Raw genomic sequence first — 17853 nt, forward strand, 5'->3', positions numbered from 1 at the left:
GTCGCCGGACCGGGCCTCCATCCGTTCAGGACTCGGGCAATTCGATCGGCGCGATGTGGTCGAAGACGTCGCCGGGTCCGGGATTACGCGGATCGGTGGCCCCGCCGAGATGGCGCAGCGTCCCCCACACCGCGTTGAGCGCGCTGGTGACCGCCCCTTCGGCGAAGCCGCCCATCCACGAAATGTCGTCACCGGCGAGGAACAGGCCGCGCTGGGCGGCGGGAAGGTCGTCCTGCCGGAAGTGGGTGAACAGGCGGCGCTGGTAGCGGTACTGCCCCGGCAGGTTCGCTTTGAACGCGCCTTGGAAGTTCGGCTCGTTCTCCCAGGTGACGGTGACCGGGTCGCCCGTGATGTGCGAGCGGATGTCGACACCCGGATAGATGTCGGCGAGCGCGTCGAGCGCCAATTCGAGCCGGTCGGCCGGGCCGAGCGTCGCGAACTTGAGCGAATCATCGTTCCAGGTATAGGAAAGACACAACGCGGCCGGCGAATCCGGTCCGTCGTCGAACAAGTAGACGCTGCGCGGGGTCCGGTCGGTCAGTGTCATCCCCATCAGTTCCTCGCCGGTGCGAGGGTCGACGTCGTGCCAGAACGGCCGGTCGACCGGGACGAACAACTTCGAAGCGCCCATGTAGTGCGTGCGTTCCAGCGCGGTCCACACGTTCGCGGGCAGCAGGGGGCGCGCCCCGGCGATCTTGGTGAGCAGCACCCGGTGCTGCGCGGTGAAGACCACGGCCGGATAGGTCCGCACGGCACCGCTCGCGTCCTCGACGGCGAACCCGTCCTCCGCCGGGCGCAGCCCGAGGACGGCGGGACGCGGCGACCCGTCGTGCAGCGACGCGACCGACGTCCCGGACGGCCAGAACCGCGCGGAAGCGGGCGCGTGCTCCCACAACCGCCGCGGAAGTTGCTGGCAGCCACCGACGATCAGCCGCGGCCCCTCTTCGACGCCGGTGTAGATGACGCGGAGGATCTCCAGTACGGAGTTGGGGAAGTCGGTGTCCCAGCCGCCGGTGCCGAAGCCGACCTGGCCGAAGATCTCGCGATGCCGGAACGAGGCGAACGCCGTCGACCGCGCCAGGAAACCGTAGAAGGACTGGTCGTCGAGTTCGGGCAGCAGCCGGTTCCAGATCGCCTTCACCATGGCGGTGTCGCGCATCCGGATGGCGTCGCGCATGGTGGACAGATCGGCCAGTTCCTGCAGGGCCTTGTGCCAGGCGTCGTCGACCTCATGGAACACCGACGGGAGGTCCGCCGGGGTCCGTGCGCGGTAGGTCACGCCGTCGAGGTTGATCACCGTGGTGGAAGTGCTGCGGGACAACGGGTTCGCGAACGGCCTGGTCTCCAGGCCGACGGTGTCGATGTACCGGTACAGGGTGGTCGCCGAGGGCGGGAACCGCATCGCGCCCATCTCCGCGACGGCACCGTCCCGCCCCGCCAAGGGGATCGACCGCATCCGCCCGCCGATCTGGCCCGCTTCGTAGACCACCGGTTTCAGCCCGAGGCGCAGCAGTTCGTAGGCCGCGACCACGCCCGCTATCCCGCCGCCGACGACGGCGACCTCCTGACCGAGGCGTTCGGGCGGCAGTTCGCCGAGCCCGGCCGGATGCGCGAGCCAATCGTCGTAGGCGAACGGGAAATCGGGGCAGAGAGTGGTCAGTGGAGGCGCGAAATCGGCTGCGGTCATCGTGGCGGATCTCCCTGGTCTTCGGGGCCACACTGTCTCGACCGAAACGTACGACGGGGGATCGCGAGGACCAACCCCTCACCGTCCCCTAGTCGCCCCTAGTCCATTTTAGACAGCCGCGGGCGCGGTATCCGCCGTGCGGAGCGTCTTTTCCAGGCCACGCCCGGCGGATCGCCGCCGGTACCAGACGGTCCAGGCGACCACACCGGTGATCGCGGTCAGCTCGATCGCGGTGGACAGGCCGACCATCACCGACGCGGGCAGCAGGTAGATCAGGACGAGCCGCGCGACGGACTCGGCGACCAGGACCACACCCCAGCCCGCGGTGGAGACCCGGTGCAGTTTGCGGAACTCGGGTTCCGCGGCGTACAGCCGGTCCCAGCCCGTCCGCAGAGCCGGGGTCAGCGCCCGGATCCGGCGGGAGATGAAGAAGGTCACCGGTTTCCCGAAGGCGAGGCTGCCGAGGAAGGCGATCCCGGCCAGGCCGCTGGTGAAGGGATCCTTGGCCAGCAGCAGGCGTTCGTCCCCGCTCACCAGGGAGACCAGCAGGGTCACCGCGCAGACGGCGAGGACGAACACCCCGAAGCCGTCGACCTTGCGTTCCTTGACCGCGACGGCGAGCACGAGGACGCCGATCGAGATCGTGGCCGCCACCAAGGCGGAGCCGCTGCTCCACCCGAAGGCGAGCAGCGCGTAGTAGACGACGACCGGCACGGTGACGTCGGCGATCAGCGAGACGACGGAACGCCTGCGCGCGCCGCGGCCGTCGGTTTCCTGGTTCTTCGTTTCCCCCGGCATGTGAAGTTCCTATCACGGGGAAACCGCCCGTGCGGAGAAGTTCACCCCCTATTCTCCGAACCCCTATTCCCGACGTCAGTGCCGTTCAGTGGTCAAGTCACCCCCTGCATTTCGGCTACGGCACCAAGATCACCGATACCGTGGGGGCGAAAGGAACTCGCGTGACCGTAGGAGATATACCAGAATGCAACGGAACTTCAAGGAATTCAAGATAACGGTGGACCCGGTCAGGGACGACTTCCTCCGGGCCAAGGGGCCCGGCCAGCGCAACCTGCTCCTCGGCCGCGCGGTGTTCGAGTTCGCCAGCGATCTGGAACACCTGGACACCATCCAGCAGGAATTCGTCGACGGCTCGCACCGGCCGCTGATCCGCCAGAACTGGCAGGACAGCACCGCGGACTACAGCGATCCGACACAGCTGCTCATCCAGGGCCAGCAGGTGATGCAGAACTGGGAACGGCCGCTGATGAAGGTGCTGGCGGAAAACGCCGCCGCGAACGGCGGGGATCTGCTCGAAGTCGGTTTCGGGATGGGTATTTCGGCCACCTACGTCCAGGACGCGGGCGTCCGGTCGCACACCCTGATCGAAATCAACTCCGAGGTGAAGGCGGAGTTCGAGAAATGGCGTTCCCAGTGGCCGGACCGCGATATCCGGCTGGAACTCGGCGCCTGGCAGGACGTGCTCGGCGGCCTCGGCCAGTACGACGCGATCCTGTACGACACGTATCCGACCGATGAACGGGAATTCGCCAGGACCCTGGGCCCGAAGGCCATCGTGCTGGCGGCCGAATTCTTCGAGCACGCCGCCGCCCATCTTCGCCCCGGCGGCGTCTTCTCTTACTACACCAACGAAATCGACTCACTGAGCCGGGCGCACCAGCGTGCCCTGCTCGAACACTTCAGCTCGTTCCGGGTGGAGGTCGTCCGGGACCTGAAGCCGCCGGCCGACTGTACCTATTGGTGGGCGGGGACGATGGCGGCCGTGACCGCCGTCAAGTAGCCGGCGAGTCCCCTGGCGAGCTTGGCCTCGTCGCGCTGCCGCAGCGGAAGATGTCGGCGAGCGGGGAGGATTTCGGACGTTCGGTGTCCGGAATCCTCCCCGCTCGGCTGCGCTCCGGCCGGCGGTTTCGCGTGATCGAACGGACGGCGCGCGTGATCAGACGGACGACACGCGTGTCGTCCGTCTGATCACACGTGTCGGCCATCCAGTCACGCGAGACCGTCGTCGGCCCGGCCTTGGCTTGATCGAGTCAGGCGCTGTTGACGACCGAGATCTGGAGCCACGACGGGAGATCCCGGCGCCGGTTGACGTCCAGTTTGCGGTAGACGCGGGTGAGATGCTGTTCGACCGTGCTCACCGTGATGTAGAGCTTGCTCGCGATCGCCCGGTTCGTGTGACCGAGGGAGGCCAGCCCGGCGACCCGTCGCTCGGCCTCGCTCAGCGACTCGATGAGCTCGCGTTCGACACCCGACACGGCGATGTCGGCCCCGGTGGACGCGGGCTTTCCCTCGTCGCCCGTTCCGTCGAGACGCAGGTCCCGGCAGATCACCTCGGCGTGGCAGCCCTTCGCGATATGCCACGCCTGCCGGGCCACCGTGCGCGCACGGCCCGACTCGGCGAGGGTGTAGTGCGCGCGGCTGAGATCGCCGAGCGCGCGGGCGAGTTCGAGCCGGATACCGCCCGCCTGGAAGATCTTCACCGCTTCACGCAGCAGTTCGGGCCGCTTCTGCGGTTCGGCGATCTTGGCCTTGAGCCGCAACGAGATCCCCCGCACATGCGACGTCGAGCCGGCGAGCTTCGCGAGTTGCTCGTCCAGCAGGGACTTGGCCTTGTCCGGCATGCCGAGCCGGAGGTACGCCTCGGCCGTGTCGCCGCGCCAGGGCACCAGCACCGGCAGGTCGAAATCCCAGCTCTTGCTGAGTTCCCCGCACAGGACGAAGTCGCCGAGTGCCGCGTGCACCCGGTCGGTCTCCAGGTAGAGCCTGCCGCGGGCACGCAGGTAGTGCAGGCCGAACCGGGTTTGCAGCATCGAGGCGGGCACCGGCTGGTTGATATGCGCGGCCGCCTCCTCGAATTTGCCCATCCCGGCGGCGGCGAGGCACAGCGTCGCCAGCGGGACTCCGACGGCCACTCCCCAGCTCTGCGGCGTGATGAACGTCAAGGCGGCCTTGGCCTGTTTCTCCGCCGTCACCAGATCTCCCTGGCGCAGCGCCATTTCCGCCCTGGCCGCGGCGAACACGGCCTGCCAGCTGGGGGCGTCGCAGTCGGCAGCCTCCTGCTGCAGCAGCTCGCACCACGGCACCGCCTTGTCCAGCCGGTCGGCGTAGATGAGCGCGAACAGCGCGCTGCGCACGGATTCGACCATCGTGTCGCCGAGCTGGATGCTCTTCAGCACGTTTTCGGCCGAGGCGATCGCGTCGTCGTCCGGTCCGTTGGTGACGATCCGGCTCAGTGCCATCGCGGCCTGGACGTTGGGATCGAAGGATTGCGCGGGAACGCGGTCCTTCGCGGCCGGGGCGGGCAGCCTGTCGCGCAGAACGGGATACGAACAGAGGATGAACAGCCGGGTGATGCGCAGTTCCGCCTCGGTGCGATCGTCGATCGACGGCTCCATGGCGGCGAGCCGGTCGAGCACCTCGCCCGCTTCCCCGGTCCGGCCGTGCCACAGCAGGAACCGCACCAGGATGGCGGCGGCCCGCACCGGGAGCTGCCCGGCGAGGAAGATCTCGTAGAGGTGGTCCGTGTGCACGGCGCCGATGGCCGGGTTGTTCCGCCATTCCAGACCGGCGAGCTGGGTCACCATCTCGACCTCGAGCGCTTCGTCCCCGCAAGACCGGCAGGCCAGTTTCAGGCATTGGACCGCGAACGAGGTCTGGTTGTCCACTTTGGCCAGTTCGGCCGCGGTGCGCAGCACGGGCACCGCCCACGGCCGCTCGGCCCGGTCGGCCGCGACGAGGTGGCGGGCCACCTCGAGCGCGCCGGCGCCGTCGTGGTGCAGGAGCACGGCCGCGCGCTCGTGCAGGCGCGCCCGCTCCGAGACCGGGACGTCGGCCAGGACCGCGGTCACCGTCATCGGATGCCGGAACCGGCCCGCGTCGAGCAGGCCGACCTGGTGCAGGAGGGTGATCGCGCGGCCGGCGGTGCGCTGGTCCATCCCGGCCACCCGGACCGCGAGGCAGACCGCTTCTCCCTTGCCCAGCACCGCGAGGACCACGGCGAGGGTCCGGGTGTCCTGGTCGCCGCGCTGGAGGCACGCCGCCACCGCCTGGCAGTAGTGATCGCCGGGGATGGGCCGGGCCTCGGGCGCGAGGGGTACGCCCGAGGCTCGGAGATCTTCGAGGAGTGCCTGAGCCAGCAACGGGTTGCCGCCGCTGAGGTCGTGCAGGCCCCGTACCAGGGTGTCGTCCTGGCCGGGCGGGACGAAACGGGCCACCTCGTCGCGGCCGAGCGGCTTCAGCCGGATCCGGCGGCAGTGCGGGAGCCGGAGGTACTCGGCGCCCAGCAGGGGCAACGTCTGCTTGGCGGACAACGACTCCGTGAGCACGACGAGCACGTTCATCGTGCGCATGCGGCGCATGAGGAACATCAGCCAGTGCAACGACGGGGTGTCCACATGGTGGAAGTCGTCGACCAGGACCACGACCGGGCGGTGGGCGGCGAGTTCGCGCACGAGCTCCAGCAGGTCGAGCATGAGGTGCGTGCTGGGCCGCCCGGTCAGCCCGGCCCCCTCGGCCCGCGTGAGCAGCTCCGCAGCCTTCGCGCGCAGCTCTTCGGGCAGCGCCGGACCGCGGAAAAGCTGGAACAGCGCGGTCAGCGGCAGGTCCTTCTCCGCTTCCACGCAAAGCGCGCTCAATACCGTTGCTTCCGCTTCAGCGCATTGTTGCCCGAATGCGTGCAAGAGTTCACTTTTCCCGCTCGCGGCGGTTCCGGTGACCACGGCCGCGACCGCGTTTCCCTGTTTGGATTCGGTAAAGAAATCCCGCAGTACCAGCAGTTCCGCGCGAGGGTACGCCCCCGCGCGGAACTCGCCGTCCGCTCTGATCACTGAATTCACGTGCATTCTTCGTCGCCCCCATGGCAAACCCGCAATGTGGAGTCCGGCGGCGGACCGGCATCGTCCGTTCCACGCAGGAACCCTTGCCGAGGAGCCTAGAGGACGTCACCCTATCGTGTCGACCCAAGAGAACAAATGAGAGGTTAGTCCGTTTTTCTCAGTGGATGACCACTGTGGACGAAGCGAAAACCCAGGCACGACAAGCACAACAGGCGTCAGTCCTGTTTGGACCCACGCTCCCGCATGGCCTGCTGATCCCGCCAGACCACGTCGAGCAGGTTCTTCACCAGTTCGCGGCGATCGGTCGTGAGCTCACCCGCCCGCATGGCCATCAGGCGGACCTCGTCGGTTTCGGCCAGCTCACGCAGCCGCGCCTGTTCCGCGCGCAGGTACTCCAGCTGCCGGTCCACCCGGTCGCTCACGCCCTCGTTGAAGAAGTACGTGACCGGAACACCGAAGAAATCCGCCAGCCCCTGCAGGTGCTTGAGCGTCGGGTTGTCCTTCTTTCCCTTGCGCAGCTGCCAGACGTAGCTCTGGGAGATCGTCACACCCTCGGCGGTGATCGCGGACGCGACCTCTTCGTACGTGAATTCGGTGCCATTGCGCCGAGTGACGTGCGCGAACAGATGGTCGAGCTTTTCGGCCAGACTCCGGCCTGGTTCGTCCTGCCCGGACATGCTGCCTCCCAAGAGCACCGCCGAGTTCCTCATGAACCCGTGCCGCGCTGCCGTATGGCGGTGCAGGTCCCCCGAGTACCGGAGTATAGGCGGCCACCTCCCTTTCATCAACTGACGTGAATGGATCGCCCCCGGTTCCGTCCAACTGAGGAAAAAACGGACGCTCAGGCGCGCAAGGTCTTCGACAGCGTGACGAGCTCCCCGACGTCGGCCTCGATGTCCTGCCCTTCCGGGCGTGCCACCGCCACCGCGACACGCGAAGTCGGCCGCTCCCCCGACCGCAACCGGGCCAGAGCCTCGCGGAAGACCTCGGGCGACACCCGTTCCCGGCCTTCGACGAAACCGCAGTCGGCCAGGTACGGGCTCAGCCGGACCAGTCCGTCGCGGATCTCGACGACTCTTCGCCAGTACCTGCGGTGCATCCGCCAGAACGCGAGCTCCTCCAGCCATCCGTGCCGCTGCCCGGCGTACAGCGCGTCGCCGGGGAACACGTCGTGCAGATGCCCCCACAGTGGACGCAGATCCCCGTACCGCCGCCGGTGCCGCAGCCACAGCCGGGCCGCGGCGACCACGGCGAGCAGCCCGACCAGGGTGATCCCGGCCATGAACAGGATGATTCCCACGTGGACGAGCACGGCCGTCATGTCCGGCACGGACGACGGAACGTCACCGCCGGACCAGCGCACCAGTATCGTGCCGAACCGCGCGAGCGAGGTCAGCGCGAGCACGATCAGGCCGCCGGCGGCGATCCGCAGGCCCCACCGCACCCGGCGCGGGGTCTCCACGGCGTCACGCAGGGCCCAGCTCGCCGCCTGCACCGTCGTGTAGGTGCCGTACGCCGCGTCGACCAGGTAGAACAACGCCACCCCCGGCTCGGTCACCACCGACGGCAACGCCGCGCCGACACCGAACGCCTGCTCGCGCGACGCGGCCGGGACCGCGAACAGCGCCACCGCCAAGGCAGCGGAGACCAGCATCAGCAGCCCGGCGTCGAGGGCCACCCGCCGCCGTGTGCCACCCGCGGAGAGCAGGAAGAAGACCAGCAGGCAGAACAGGCTGGCGTCGAGCGCGACCGTCTGGACCAGGCGGAAGGTGGCGACGTCGAGCGCGCCGCCGGTGAACTCGTGCAGCGAGACCATGGTCGAGGGCGCGGTCAGCAACCGCAGCACCAGGCAGCCGACCAGCGCCCAGATCGCCGGGTCGCGCGGCGATCGCGTCAGCCGGAAGGAGAACCACACCAGCGCCGCGATCACGAACTCCTTGGCCAGGCTCACAGCCAGCCCCGCGCCTCGTCGAGGGCGTGCCGCGTACGCCTGGAACGCGACGAACCCGGCCCGGCGAGCAGCCGGGCGACCACGGAACGTTCGAGCAGCAGGGTGGCGATCGTCTCGGCCTCCCGCTCCCGGACCGAGTCGTACTGCGTTCTTTTCAACAGCCTCCGAATTACCCCCGGGTCGATGTCGGGCATGAACCGGGACCATATTTCCTCTTCATCCGGCTCCACCTGATGACCGGACAGAATATGACCGAGCTCATGCGCGATGATGTGCTCTTGATGAATTCGGGTGGTCTCCGACTGGTAGACGATGTAGTCGCCGGAAGCCGCGCTCAGCCACGCTCCACACGGGCCGGGGACCTCCATCGGGAAGGCGATCAGTTTGATCGGCCGACCTCGGCTTTCCCCGACACGGCGACACAGTTCGGCCATTTCGACCGGGCCGTCGATCCCGACCTTGACCAATTCTTTACGCAGGCCGCGACGGAGTTTCCGCTCACCGGCAACGGTCTTGACGAAACCATGAATCGCTTTCACCCGACCCCCTGGACACTCGATACCCACGGGTCCGTTCAGACCCGCAGCGAGGAAGGAAATGCTGCACCCCAGTTGTTTCGCATCCCCAGATGACGCGGGCTTCACACCCGAAACGCCAGACCCTCGCGAGCAACCAGCGGCAGGCTAACACGAGTGATCAGCTCGCGTCAGCGCATCACCTGAACGGATCAACTCCGGAAAATATTCGCCGCCGAACACGCGGCGAACAGCAGGAAGAGGCCCCGTCTCCAAAGCGGGAACAAGGCCACCGCCCCCTTACTCCGCGTCCGTTGTCCGGACACCATTGTCCCTATTGTCACTAGGTAATCGATCGATAGCTAAGCGTCAGATCTTCCCTTTGACGTCGGGATCCCCGTCCCCCGGCCGAACGCCGGCGGCGGCGCGCGAACACAAGGGCCAATCGCACCACGGCTTCGCCCGGCCGCGCGGAGATGTCGATTCTTTGTGATTTCCACTCCGGTGGAATGACGCCAGTGGGACACTGTGGCTTGGGAATGGGAAGTCACCGGGCGCACCTGGCCGAGACAAAGAAAGGCGGACGCGATGAAGGAGCCGCTGTACCGTCGCGTGAACACCCGGGCCAGACTCGTCCACCACGACCACGGCGGGGATTATCGGCACCAGCGCAACACGAAAAGGGAACGCGCCTCCGATCTGACCCGCGGGTCCATGGGACGGCGGGCACGCCGGGGCCTGGACTACACGCCGTTGTTCCGCTTCCTGCTCGGCAAGATCGGCGCGGACTGGGGCGAGGTGTACACCGAAGCCGCCGCCCGGCTCGACTCCCCCGAACCGATCTACTGGCTCGTCGCCCGGCACCCGCACGAACGACGCGACCATGTGCGGGTCGGCGAGGCCAGTTATTACAGCGGCCTCTACGTGGACGACGACAACCGGTTGCGGGTCGTCGACCCCGCCCTGGGCGCCGACGACCTGGAGCCGGCCTGCCCCTGCTGCACACACACCTTCAACGGTGTCCGGTTCACCCGGGAGTACCGGCACCCGCCGCGGTGACGGCACCGGCACCGCCCGGCCGCGTCAGCGGCAGTTCCCCTTTATGACCTTCCCCGGCGTCCTTCCCGTCCGTACCGTCGCGCACTGGTTGATTCGCCGCGTTCAAGGAGAAAGGGAACGTCGTTGAGAAGAGTGATGATCGTATTGTTCGGCGTGGCACTGGTGGTGAGCGGCACCTTCCTGGTCACCCCCTCGGCGCAGGCCGCGACGGCACGGAACGGCGTCTGCGAAGACGGCGAGTTCTGCTTGTACTACAACAGCAATCAGCAGGGATCGGTCAGCGATTTCGACGCGTCGGTCGGTGACTACGGCACCGGCTCCGACTGCTATCACTTCCTCGGCGCGGGCGCGGGTAAGGGTCTGTGCGTGAAGAACAGGGCGGCCTCGGTGTGGAACCGGCGGGACGCGGTGGTCACGGTGTTCTTCAAAGGCGGCTGGACAGGCCAGATCGACTCGTTCCCGCACGGCGTCAAGGCCAATTTGTCTTCGACGTACAACGAAAACGCCGGGCATCTGCTCGGCCTCGTGGGGAACGAGTGGCTGGAAACCGGGCTGTACCACAGCGATTCCGGCCGCATCAGCTCCTATTTCGACGGCTACGTGAGCACGTCGGGCAGGCACGAGGGAATCGACTTCGCCCGCGGATTCGGCGTTCCCGTGTACTCGATGACACAGGGCCATGTCATCAGGAAGACCGAGGGCAGCAACGGCAGCGGCGGCCTGTTCACATTGGCCATCTACAACCGGGATCAGGATTTCACCATCATCTACCTGCATCTCAACCCGTCGAACGGGCTCGCGGCCGGTGAATTCGTCAGTCGCGGCCAGCAGATCGGCACCGAGGAGTACCGCGGGGCCACCGCCGCGCACACACATGTCGAGTACCGGCCGGGCAGGCACGAGAGCGCCTCGAACAGCACCGGCGATCCGGTGCTCGACAACCCCAGTCCGTCGTTGTTCTGGCGGAACCACGGCTACAACATCTGCTGCGGATAACGCCGTCGAGCCCGCTCCGCCCGCCCGGGCCGAGCGGGCTTCACCGGTCGCCCGGTGAACCGGAACTTCTTCGGTGAAGTTTCCGGTTGCTCCTCCCTTGTCGCTTTCCGACCATGATGCGGCATCGGTGACGTGAGTCGCCGAGCGAAGCGGAGGACGCCAGTGACTCAAGGTGTTCAGACGGGACCGATCCTGCCCGGCAGGCAGGCGATCGTGCTGTACGTGCTGCTGCGCAACGCGAATCGGGTGGTCGGCATCGACCGGTTGGTCGACGCCGTCTGGGACACCGAACCACCCGCCACCGCGCGAGCCCAGGTGCGGATCTGTGTGTCCGCCCTGCGAGCGAACCTCGGCAGGATCGGGCTGCCCTCGTCCATCGTCTCCGAACCGCCCGGATACCTCATGCGGGTGACCGACGCCGCCCCCGCGCTGGAGGCGATGAGCCCGGCGGGTGAGAGCCCGGCCCACTTCGGCAGGTTGCTGCGGAGCCACCGGCAAAGCCTCGGCACGACCCAGCGGCTTCTCGCCGCCCGCTCCACCGTCAGCGTCCGAGCGATCAGGGATCTCGAGCACGGCCGGGTCGTCCGGCCCCGCCGCGACACGGTCCGGCTCATCGCGGCCGGGCTCGGCCTGTCCGGCCAGGCTCGCGCCGAATTCGAACGGGCGGCGGCCGCGTATCGACCGACCACCGGCACGTCAGCGCCGGGAACACACCGCAAGAGGAGACCCGTATGAAGCATCCGTTGAGAGCGGCGATGGCCGCCACGCTCGCCGCTCTCGCCGCCTTCGCCGTCGGCGCGCCCGCCGGTGCCGACGTGACCCCCCAGGCCGACGACCTGCCACCACTCGCGATCGAAGACTTCAACTATCCGCAGGCCGCCCAGATCCAGGCGGAGCGCGGAATTCTGCTCAAACGCGGCGACGGCCACATCGTGCTCCTCGCCACCTGCCCGGCCGACACGACGGATCCGGATCTGCTGCGGATCGCCGAACGGGGCCAGCCCGGCTCGGGCTACGTGTGCTTCCGCGTCTCCGGGAAGACCGGGTACCTGACCGTCGAGATGCCGTCCGTCTACGGCGTGGACTCCGGGAACTTCACCACCGACGTCGTGCTGACCCCCGACGACGGCGCGACGAAGAAGACGTACAAGGTGCCGCCGAACAGCTACGCGGGCGTCGGCGAGACCGACCCCGGGGGCACCGGCGGCGAGTACACGCTCCTGGAAATCAAGGTCTCCCGTTGACCGGCCACCGCTTCCCGCACCGTGTGAGGAACTCCGTCATGACAAGACCCACCCGGACCCGCTCGACCAGACCGGCCCTGGTGGCCGGCCTGGTCCTGGCCGCCGCCGCGGTGACGTCCACCCCCGCCGCGGCCGTCGTCGGCGGCGACTCCGAGCACGCGTTCGTCGTGCGGCTGGATATCGGGGGCGGCGCCCGCGCCTGCACGGGCGCGCTGGTCGCGCCCGGCTGGGTGCTCACCGCCGCGAGCTGTTTCGCGGCCACCCCCGGCACGGGCCTCCCGCCGTCGGGCACCCCGCCTCAGCCTGTCACGGCGACCATCGGCCGCCCCGATCTCACGACCACCGCCGGCGTGGTGCGCACCGTGCTCCGGCTGGTGCCGCACGGGTCGCGGGACCTGATGATGGCCCAGCTCGATCTGTCCGTCCCGGGGGTCTCCCCGGTCGCGGTGAGCTCGACCGCGCCGACGGCCGGAGAACAGCTGACACTCCCCGCCTACGGCCGCACCACCACCGAGTGGGCGCCGCTGCACCAGCACGCGGGCACCTTCACCGTCGACGCGGTCACCGGTGGGGACGTCGCGCTCACCGGGCAGAACGGCGCCGCCGTATGCGCCGGTGACACCGGCGGCCCCGCGCTCCGCACCACCGCCTCCGGCGTCGAGGTGGCCGCGGTGAACAGCCGCTCCTGGCAAGGCGGCTGCTTCGGGACGCCGTCGACCGAGACCAGGACTGGGGCCGTCGACACCCGCGTCGACGACGTGCGGCCGTGGATCGCGAGCATCGCGCAGGGCGTCCAGTGGACCGCCGCGGCCGCGGCCGCCGGCGACAACCAGACCGACTCGGCGGTCGCGACCTCGCACAACGGCGCGATGACCGCGGTGGTGTGGGAGGACGACCGGCTGGGCACCAATCCCGCCGACACCGTCGGCACCAACGTCTACCTGCGGCTGTACCAGAACGGGCAGCCCAAGTTCACCCGCGCGGTCACCGGCACCGGAACGGCGAACTGGAAACACATCCAGCCGGACGTCGCGGTCCGCGACGACGGCACGACCATCGTCACCTACGCGGACGACCACGACGGCAACGGGTACTACGACATCCGGGTCAAGACGTTCGACGCCGCCGCGCGCGAGACCGGCTCGACCATGGTCAACGCGGACGCGGCCGGGCAGCAGCAGCACCCCCGGATCGCCGCCGACCCGAACGGCACGGGTTTCGCCATCGCCTTCGAAACGTGGAACGGCGCCCCGAAGCAGGTGCGCCTGGCGTTCTATTCCGCCATCACCCTCAAGAAGTGGGAACAGATCATCAGCCCCGGCGCGGGTCCCAGCCAGAACCCCGACGTGGCGATGGGCTCGAACGGGAACGCCGTGGTGGTCTGGGAAATGGACACCGGCAGCGGCGTTTTCGCCATCCGCATCCGCGGGTTCGCCCCGGACGGCTCGGAGTCACTGGGGTACCGCGCCCCGGGCGGCACCGGGGATCAACGGGACGCGAGCGTCGCCGCCGATTTCGCGGGCAACTTCGTCGTCGGCTGGCAGAACGACAGCACGGGCAACAGGCAGGTCGGGGTCCGGTCGTACACCGCCGCGGGTACCGGGGGCGCCATCAACTACGGCCCGAACGGGGCGGAACCGAAGGTCGGCATCGACGGCCAGCGGCGCGCCGTCGTCACCTGGCGGTACGGCGGCGACGTCTACGTGCGAGGCGTCAACGCGGACGGCACCACCACCGGCAGGCTGCCGGTGGTGCGCGCCACCCCCGTGGCCAACTCCGGCCCCGACGTCGAGCCCGCGGTCGCCGTCGATCAGGTCGGCGGGATCACGCTGACCCACACCAAGACGATCGACGCGGCCGGGTTCAACCAGATCCAGTACGGCACCGGCCTGAGCAATTTCGGTTGGTGAGCAAGGTAAGTCGAACGTGGCCGTGCGGGTGCGGCCGGTCGTGAGTGGCACCGGCCAGAGCCGAAAGCTCCTTTCGCCGCATCAGACCCGGCGAAAGGAGCCTTCGGCCCACCGCGCCCCGCCCACGTTCGCCTCACCCCTCGGCAAGCCCCTACCACCAGCAAGCTCCGCTCCGGAAAGGAATCCGCGATGTCCTCGAACGAATGGACCAGACGCACGGCGCTACGCGCGCTCGGTGGCGCCGCAGCGCTGACCGCATTGCCCGCCGGCTTCTTGCTCGGCACCGCCGGCCCGGCACTCGCCGAGACCGGCCCGGCGGAGGCGGGACTGCCGGACACCGCCCGGGGACGGGCCGTGTGGCAGTACAAGATCGGCGGCAAGGCTGTGCGCCGCGAAGGGAAGACGGCGCTGCTCGGTTCGGACGCCGACATCACGGATTTCCTCACCAACCGGCTCCCGCAAGCCATCGACGAGGACAACCGGTTCGCCCTCTTCGCCGCGCTGCCCTTCGCGGGTCGCGCGACCACCACCGGGATCGGGACCGCCCTGTCCGGCGGCAGCGCCTCGATGTCGGGCTTCCTGCGGGACGGCTACACCGCCGCCGTCACCGAGGACAAGCGGGTCGAGGTACTGACCATCAAGAACACGGGTGGGACCTCGGTGCAGCGGGCCGCGACCAACGCCTTGAACACCAACACCCTTGCCGCGTTCACCGCGTTCATCGAGACCGGCCAGTACCCGGCCCACGACGAGGACGCCAGGGTCATCGTCTTCACCATGCTCAACACCGCGTCGCCGCAGGTGAAGCTCTACGCCCAGCGGGCGATCGACGCCGGTACCCCCGAAGCGATCGACTGGTTCCTGCGCACCGGCCAGTACATCGCCCGCGCCCGCGACGAGGAGTCCGCCACCATCCAGCAGCTGGTCGGGATCGTCGAACGGGAGGGCCGCATCGCGCAGCGGTGCACCGACCAGGCCGTCGCCCTGTCCAACGCCGCGAAAGAGGCCGCGGCCAAGGCGAAACAGGCCGCTCTCGCCGCGCTGGCGGAGGCCCAAGCCGCCCAGAACGACGTGCGCCGCTCGGCGAAGGCGGCCAACGCCGCCGCCCGCGCGGCGAAGAACGCGGCCTCCTGCGCGGCCACCGCGATCAGCGCCTCCCGTGCCGCCCAGCAGGCCGCGCGCCGTGCCGCATATGCCTCCCAGGCCGCCGCGCACGCCACCGCCGCGGCGGGCCAGGCCGCCGCTCGCGCGTACAACGCCGCCATTTCCGCGTCCAACAACGCGAGCGCGGCGGCCGCCGCCCGCAACGCCGCCGTCACCGCCCGCAACGCCGCCGGGCAAGCGCGGAACGCCGCGAAAGCCGCCGAGCAGGCTCGGATCGCCAGCTGGAGCGCGGTCTCGGCCGGTAACTCGGCCGCGGCCGCCGCGACCGACGCGGCCGACGCCGCGAAGGCCTCGTCCGACGCCGCGTCGGCCGCCGGGGTGGCACAGGCCGAGGCCCAGGAAGCGCGTCAGGCCGCGGCCGAAGCCACGGCGGCGGCGGCTCGCGCCAACCGGGCGGCAGAGGCCGCGCGGGGGTTCGCCAACCAGGCCTCCGTGGCGGCCGCCGCCGCACGCGATGCCGCGAACAGCGCGGCCGACCACGCGGACGCCGCGGCGGCCGCCGCGGAAGAGGCGGCCAACCACGCCGGTGAGGCGATCGACTACGCCAGAAGGTCCACGGTGGCCGCCCAGCGCGCGGTCACCGCGGCCGAACTGGCCCTGAACACGGTCAACCAGGCACGGGCCGTCGAGCAGGCCGCCAGGGACGCCGAGACCGCCTCGCTGGCCGAGGAGACCGAACTCGGCGTCGCGCTCGCCCAGCAGGAGGCGCGGGGCGAGGCGGACGAACGGGCCAGGATCGCCCGGCAGCAAACGCAGAACGCACTGACCGAAGAGGCGCTCCGCACCTTGATCGCCGACGCGGAAACCGCGTTGCGCGCGGGCGACACCGGCCGGGCGGCCACGCTGGGACGGCAGGCCGCGCTCCAGCTGATCACGAACGGGCTCACCAGGAGCTGGACCAGGTCGGCGGCGGAGTTCGCCGTCGCGGGCGGTGACGAGGACGTGCTGGCCTGGCTGGGCACCGACCGGCTGCTGTCACAGCGGCAGGACGACGCCGAATCCGTCGCCGCCGTGGCCGGGGTGTCGACGATGAAGGTGGCCACCGCCGCCGCCCAGGTGCTGGAGAGCGGCGATCCCGCGTCGGTCACCGAATTCCTCACGACCGGCGCGATCAACGCCGCGGCGGAGGACAACAGACTGACGATCTACTCCATCCTCGCCGACAATCCCGGGTCCGCGATGCGTACCGCCGCGGAGGCGGCGCTGAACGACGGATCGCCCGCGGCGTTGCACCGGTTCCTCAAGGTGTCCATCGTCGACGCGGCCGCCGAGGACGACCAGGTCGAGGCGTACCGGCTGCTCAACGAGGGCGGCCCGTACACGAAGGCGGCGGCGAAGATCGCGCTCGCGGGCACCACGAACATGCGCCGCGGTTTCGTCACCGGTACCCAGTTCGACACCGCTCGACTCGACCACGACTGGGCCACGCACGTCGCCGCGATCCGAGCGGCCATCGCCCACGCGGCCAGGATCGCGTCGGACGCGCTGGCGAACGCCGCCCTCGCGTCCAAAGCCGCCGCCGAGGCCAGGAAAGCCGCCGCCGAAGCGGTCACCTGGGCCAATCGGGCAGCCGGGTACGCGGCGGACGCCCAGCGCTCCGCCACCGAAGCCGCGAACAACGCCGCCGCCGCCGAGCAGTCCGCCGTGGACGCCCGGCGCTCCGCGGATCAGGCCGCGGCCGCGGCCGCCGTCGCGAACAAGGCCCGGCGCTCGGCGAACTCCTCGATGCTGCGCGCGTTCGACTGTGCCGGCCGGGCGGTCAGCTTCGCGTACAAGGCCCAAGCCTCCGCGAACAGTGCCCGCGCGTCCGCCATCCAGGCGGGGAAAGACGCCACGGCGGCGGCGGAGGCGGCGAGCCACGCCCGGCACATCGTCGTCCTGGCCGCGGAAGCCGAGGCCGCGCTCGCGGCGCAGAGAGCGGCGAGGGACGACAGCGAGGATCCCAACGCGAACGGCGACTCGTCGATCATCGGGATGTGGCAGAACAACCCCGATCGGCTGCTGGAAGAATCGGCGAAGTTCTTCGACCGCCTCTCGGACTGGGCGGGCCTGCTGTCCACCGGTTGCAGTATCGGCGCGCTGCTCCTCGCCGGAGCGCCGCCGGTCGCCGCCGTCCTCGCCGCCATCAGCACCGGCGCCAAGATCGTGTCCGTCGCCTCCGGATTCCTCGCGGCAGGAGCGTCCGGCATGCGTTATGGCTGGGAAAGCAGTGAGTTCCACACAGCCCTCGGGAAGGCGATGGTGAACACCGTCTTCACCGGAATCGGGGCGCTCAAGATCAACAAGAGGTCCCTGCCGGAGGGGTGGTCCGCCGTCCCGCAGACGTTGCTCGAGCGCCATTACGAAACGATCGGTTCATGGACGTGGGACAAGTTCGACGACACCTTCGGCTGGCTGCACCGCCTCTTCAACCCCTGATCTCCGTGATCGAACGTGCCGGGTCCTTCACTCGCCGAAGGACCCGGCACGGCGTT

General features: G+C 69.3%; 13 protein-coding genes. 7 read left to right on the top strand and 6 right to left on the bottom strand.

The genetic code is table 11. From position 1 onward, the window contains the following. Window positions 1–25: 25 nt before the first annotated feature. Together MJQ72_RS25565 and MJQ72_RS25570 are read right to left on the bottom strand one after the other, a co-directional pair. On the bottom strand, window positions 26–1687 hold the full coding sequence (locus MJQ72_RS25565) for an NAD(P)/FAD-dependent oxidoreductase (RefSeq protein ID WP_240593550.1): 1662 nt from the start codon (window positions 1685–1687) through the stop codon (window positions 26–28). Between the two features lie 108 nt (window positions 1688–1795). Further along, the gene (locus MJQ72_RS25570; RefSeq protein WP_240593551.1) at window positions 1796–2485 is read right to left on the bottom strand and encodes a VC0807 family protein; all 690 of its coding nucleotides are present in this window, start codon (window positions 2483–2485) and stop codon (window positions 1796–1798) included. A 184-nt stretch (window positions 2486–2669) separates the two neighbouring features. Here MJQ72_RS25570 and MJQ72_RS25575 point away from each other — a divergent pair, with 184 nt between their 5' ends. Further along, window positions 2670–3485 carry a class I SAM-dependent methyltransferase gene (locus MJQ72_RS25575; protein WP_063270884.1) on the top strand — a complete coding sequence of 272 codons (816 nt, stop codon included), beginning with the start codon at window positions 2670–2672 and terminating at the stop codon, window positions 3483–3485. 250 nt (window positions 3486–3735) lie between these two features. Here the strand turns inward: MJQ72_RS25575 and MJQ72_RS25580 are convergent, their stop codons facing one another. The 4 genes from MJQ72_RS25580 to MJQ72_RS25595 all read right to left on the bottom strand — a co-directional run bounded on the left by MJQ72_RS25580 (window position 3736) and on the right by MJQ72_RS25595 (window position 9030). Then, on the bottom strand, window positions 3736–6546 hold the full coding sequence (locus MJQ72_RS25580; RefSeq protein ID WP_240593552.1) for an AAA family ATPase: 2811 nt from the start codon (window positions 6544–6546) through the stop codon (window positions 3736–3738). Window positions 6547–6755: 209 nt separating this feature from the next. Further along, the gene (locus MJQ72_RS25585; protein ID WP_240593553.1) at window positions 6756–7217 is read right to left on the bottom strand and encodes a helix-turn-helix domain-containing protein; all 462 of its coding nucleotides are present in this window, start codon (window positions 7215–7217) and stop codon (window positions 6756–6758) included. A gap of 164 nt (window positions 7218–7381) precedes the next feature. Beyond that, on the bottom strand, window positions 7382–8491 hold the full coding sequence (locus tag MJQ72_RS25590; RefSeq protein ID WP_240593554.1) for an MAB_1171c family putative transporter: 1110 nt from the start codon (window positions 8489–8491) through the stop codon (window positions 7382–7384). Further along, complete coding sequence (locus MJQ72_RS25595) at window positions 8488–9030, bottom strand: hypothetical protein (protein ID WP_240593555.1); 543 nt, start codon at window positions 9028–9030, stop codon at window positions 8488–8490. The genes MJQ72_RS25590 and MJQ72_RS25595 overlap by 4 nt, the downstream gene beginning before the upstream one ends. Window positions 9031–9594: 564 nt before the next feature. Between MJQ72_RS25595 and MJQ72_RS25600 the strand changes: the two genes are divergently transcribed. The 6 genes from MJQ72_RS25600 (at window position 9595) to MJQ72_RS25625 (ending at window position 17797) form a co-directional block, all read left to right on the top strand. Continuing rightward, entirely contained in the window at window positions 9595–10065 is a 471-nt protein-coding gene (locus MJQ72_RS25600; RefSeq protein ID WP_240593556.1) for a hypothetical protein, read from the top strand. A 135-nt stretch (window positions 10066–10200) separates the two neighbouring features. After that, window positions 10201–11061, top strand: coding sequence for a peptidoglycan DD-metalloendopeptidase family protein (locus tag MJQ72_RS25605; RefSeq protein ID WP_240593557.1), 861 nt, complete (start codon window positions 10201–10203; stop codon window positions 11059–11061). Between the two features lie 162 nt (window positions 11062–11223). Further along, on the top strand, window positions 11224–11796 hold the full coding sequence (locus tag MJQ72_RS25610) for a helix-turn-helix domain-containing protein (protein ID WP_240593558.1): 573 nt from the start codon (window positions 11224–11226) through the stop codon (window positions 11794–11796). After that, window positions 11793–12305, top strand: a complete 513-nt coding sequence (locus tag MJQ72_RS25615) for a hypothetical protein (protein ID WP_240593559.1) — start codon at window positions 11793–11795, stop codon at window positions 12303–12305. Before MJQ72_RS25610 ends, MJQ72_RS25615 begins: the two co-directional genes overlap by 4 nt. 38 nt (window positions 12306–12343) lie before the next feature. After that, the gene (locus tag MJQ72_RS25620; RefSeq protein WP_240593560.1) at window positions 12344–14215 is read left to right on the top strand and encodes a trypsin-like serine protease; all 1872 of its coding nucleotides are present in this window, start codon (window positions 12344–12346) and stop codon (window positions 14213–14215) included. 189 nt (window positions 14216–14404) lie between these two features. Beyond that, the gene (locus MJQ72_RS25625) at window positions 14405–17797 is read left to right on the top strand and encodes an ALF repeat-containing protein (RefSeq protein ID WP_240593561.1); all 3393 of its coding nucleotides are present in this window, start codon (window positions 14405–14407) and stop codon (window positions 17795–17797) included. Window positions 17798–17853 lie beyond the last annotated feature (56 nt).

This window comes from Amycolatopsis sp. EV170708-02-1, from assembly GCF_022479115.1.
In the GTDB taxonomy this organism is placed as follows: domain Bacteria; phylum Actinomycetota; class Actinomycetes; order Mycobacteriales; family Pseudonocardiaceae; genus Amycolatopsis.

What these genes read in the sequence shown, in the direction of transcription:
- MJQ72_RS25585 (WP_240593553.1), bottom strand. Translation starts at nt 7,217, where the DNA reads ATGTCCGGGCAGGACGAACCAGGCCGGAGTCTGGCCGAAAAGCTCGAC.
- MJQ72_RS25615 (WP_240593559.1), top strand. Translation starts at nt 11,793, where the DNA reads ATGAAGCATCCGTTGAGAGCGGCGATGGCCGCCACGCTCGCCGCTCTC.
- MJQ72_RS25600 (WP_240593556.1), top strand. Translation starts at nt 9,595, where the DNA reads ATGAAGGAGCCGCTGTACCGTCGCGTGAACACCCGGGCCAGACTCGTC.
- MJQ72_RS25570 (WP_240593551.1), bottom strand. Translation starts at nt 2,485, where the DNA reads ATGCCGGGGGAAACGAAGAACCAGGAAACCGACGGCCGCGGCGCGCGC.
- MJQ72_RS25565 (WP_240593550.1), bottom strand. Translation starts at nt 1,687, where the DNA reads ATGACCGCAGCCGATTTCGCGCCTCCACTGACCACTCTCTGCCCCGAT.
- MJQ72_RS25575 (WP_063270884.1), top strand. Translation starts at nt 2,670, where the DNA reads ATGCAACGGAACTTCAAGGAATTCAAGATAACGGTGGACCCGGTCAGG.
- MJQ72_RS25605 (WP_240593557.1), top strand. Translation starts at nt 10,201, where the DNA reads ATGATCGTATTGTTCGGCGTGGCACTGGTGGTGAGCGGCACCTTCCTG.
- MJQ72_RS25620 (WP_240593560.1), top strand. Translation starts at nt 12,344, where the DNA reads ATGACAAGACCCACCCGGACCCGCTCGACCAGACCGGCCCTGGTGGCC.
- MJQ72_RS25580 (WP_240593552.1), bottom strand. Translation starts at nt 6,546, where the DNA reads ATGCACGTGAATTCAGTGATCAGAGCGGACGGCGAGTTCCGCGCGGGG.
- MJQ72_RS25625 (WP_240593561.1), top strand. Translation starts at nt 14,405, where the DNA reads ATGTCCTCGAACGAATGGACCAGACGCACGGCGCTACGCGCGCTCGGT.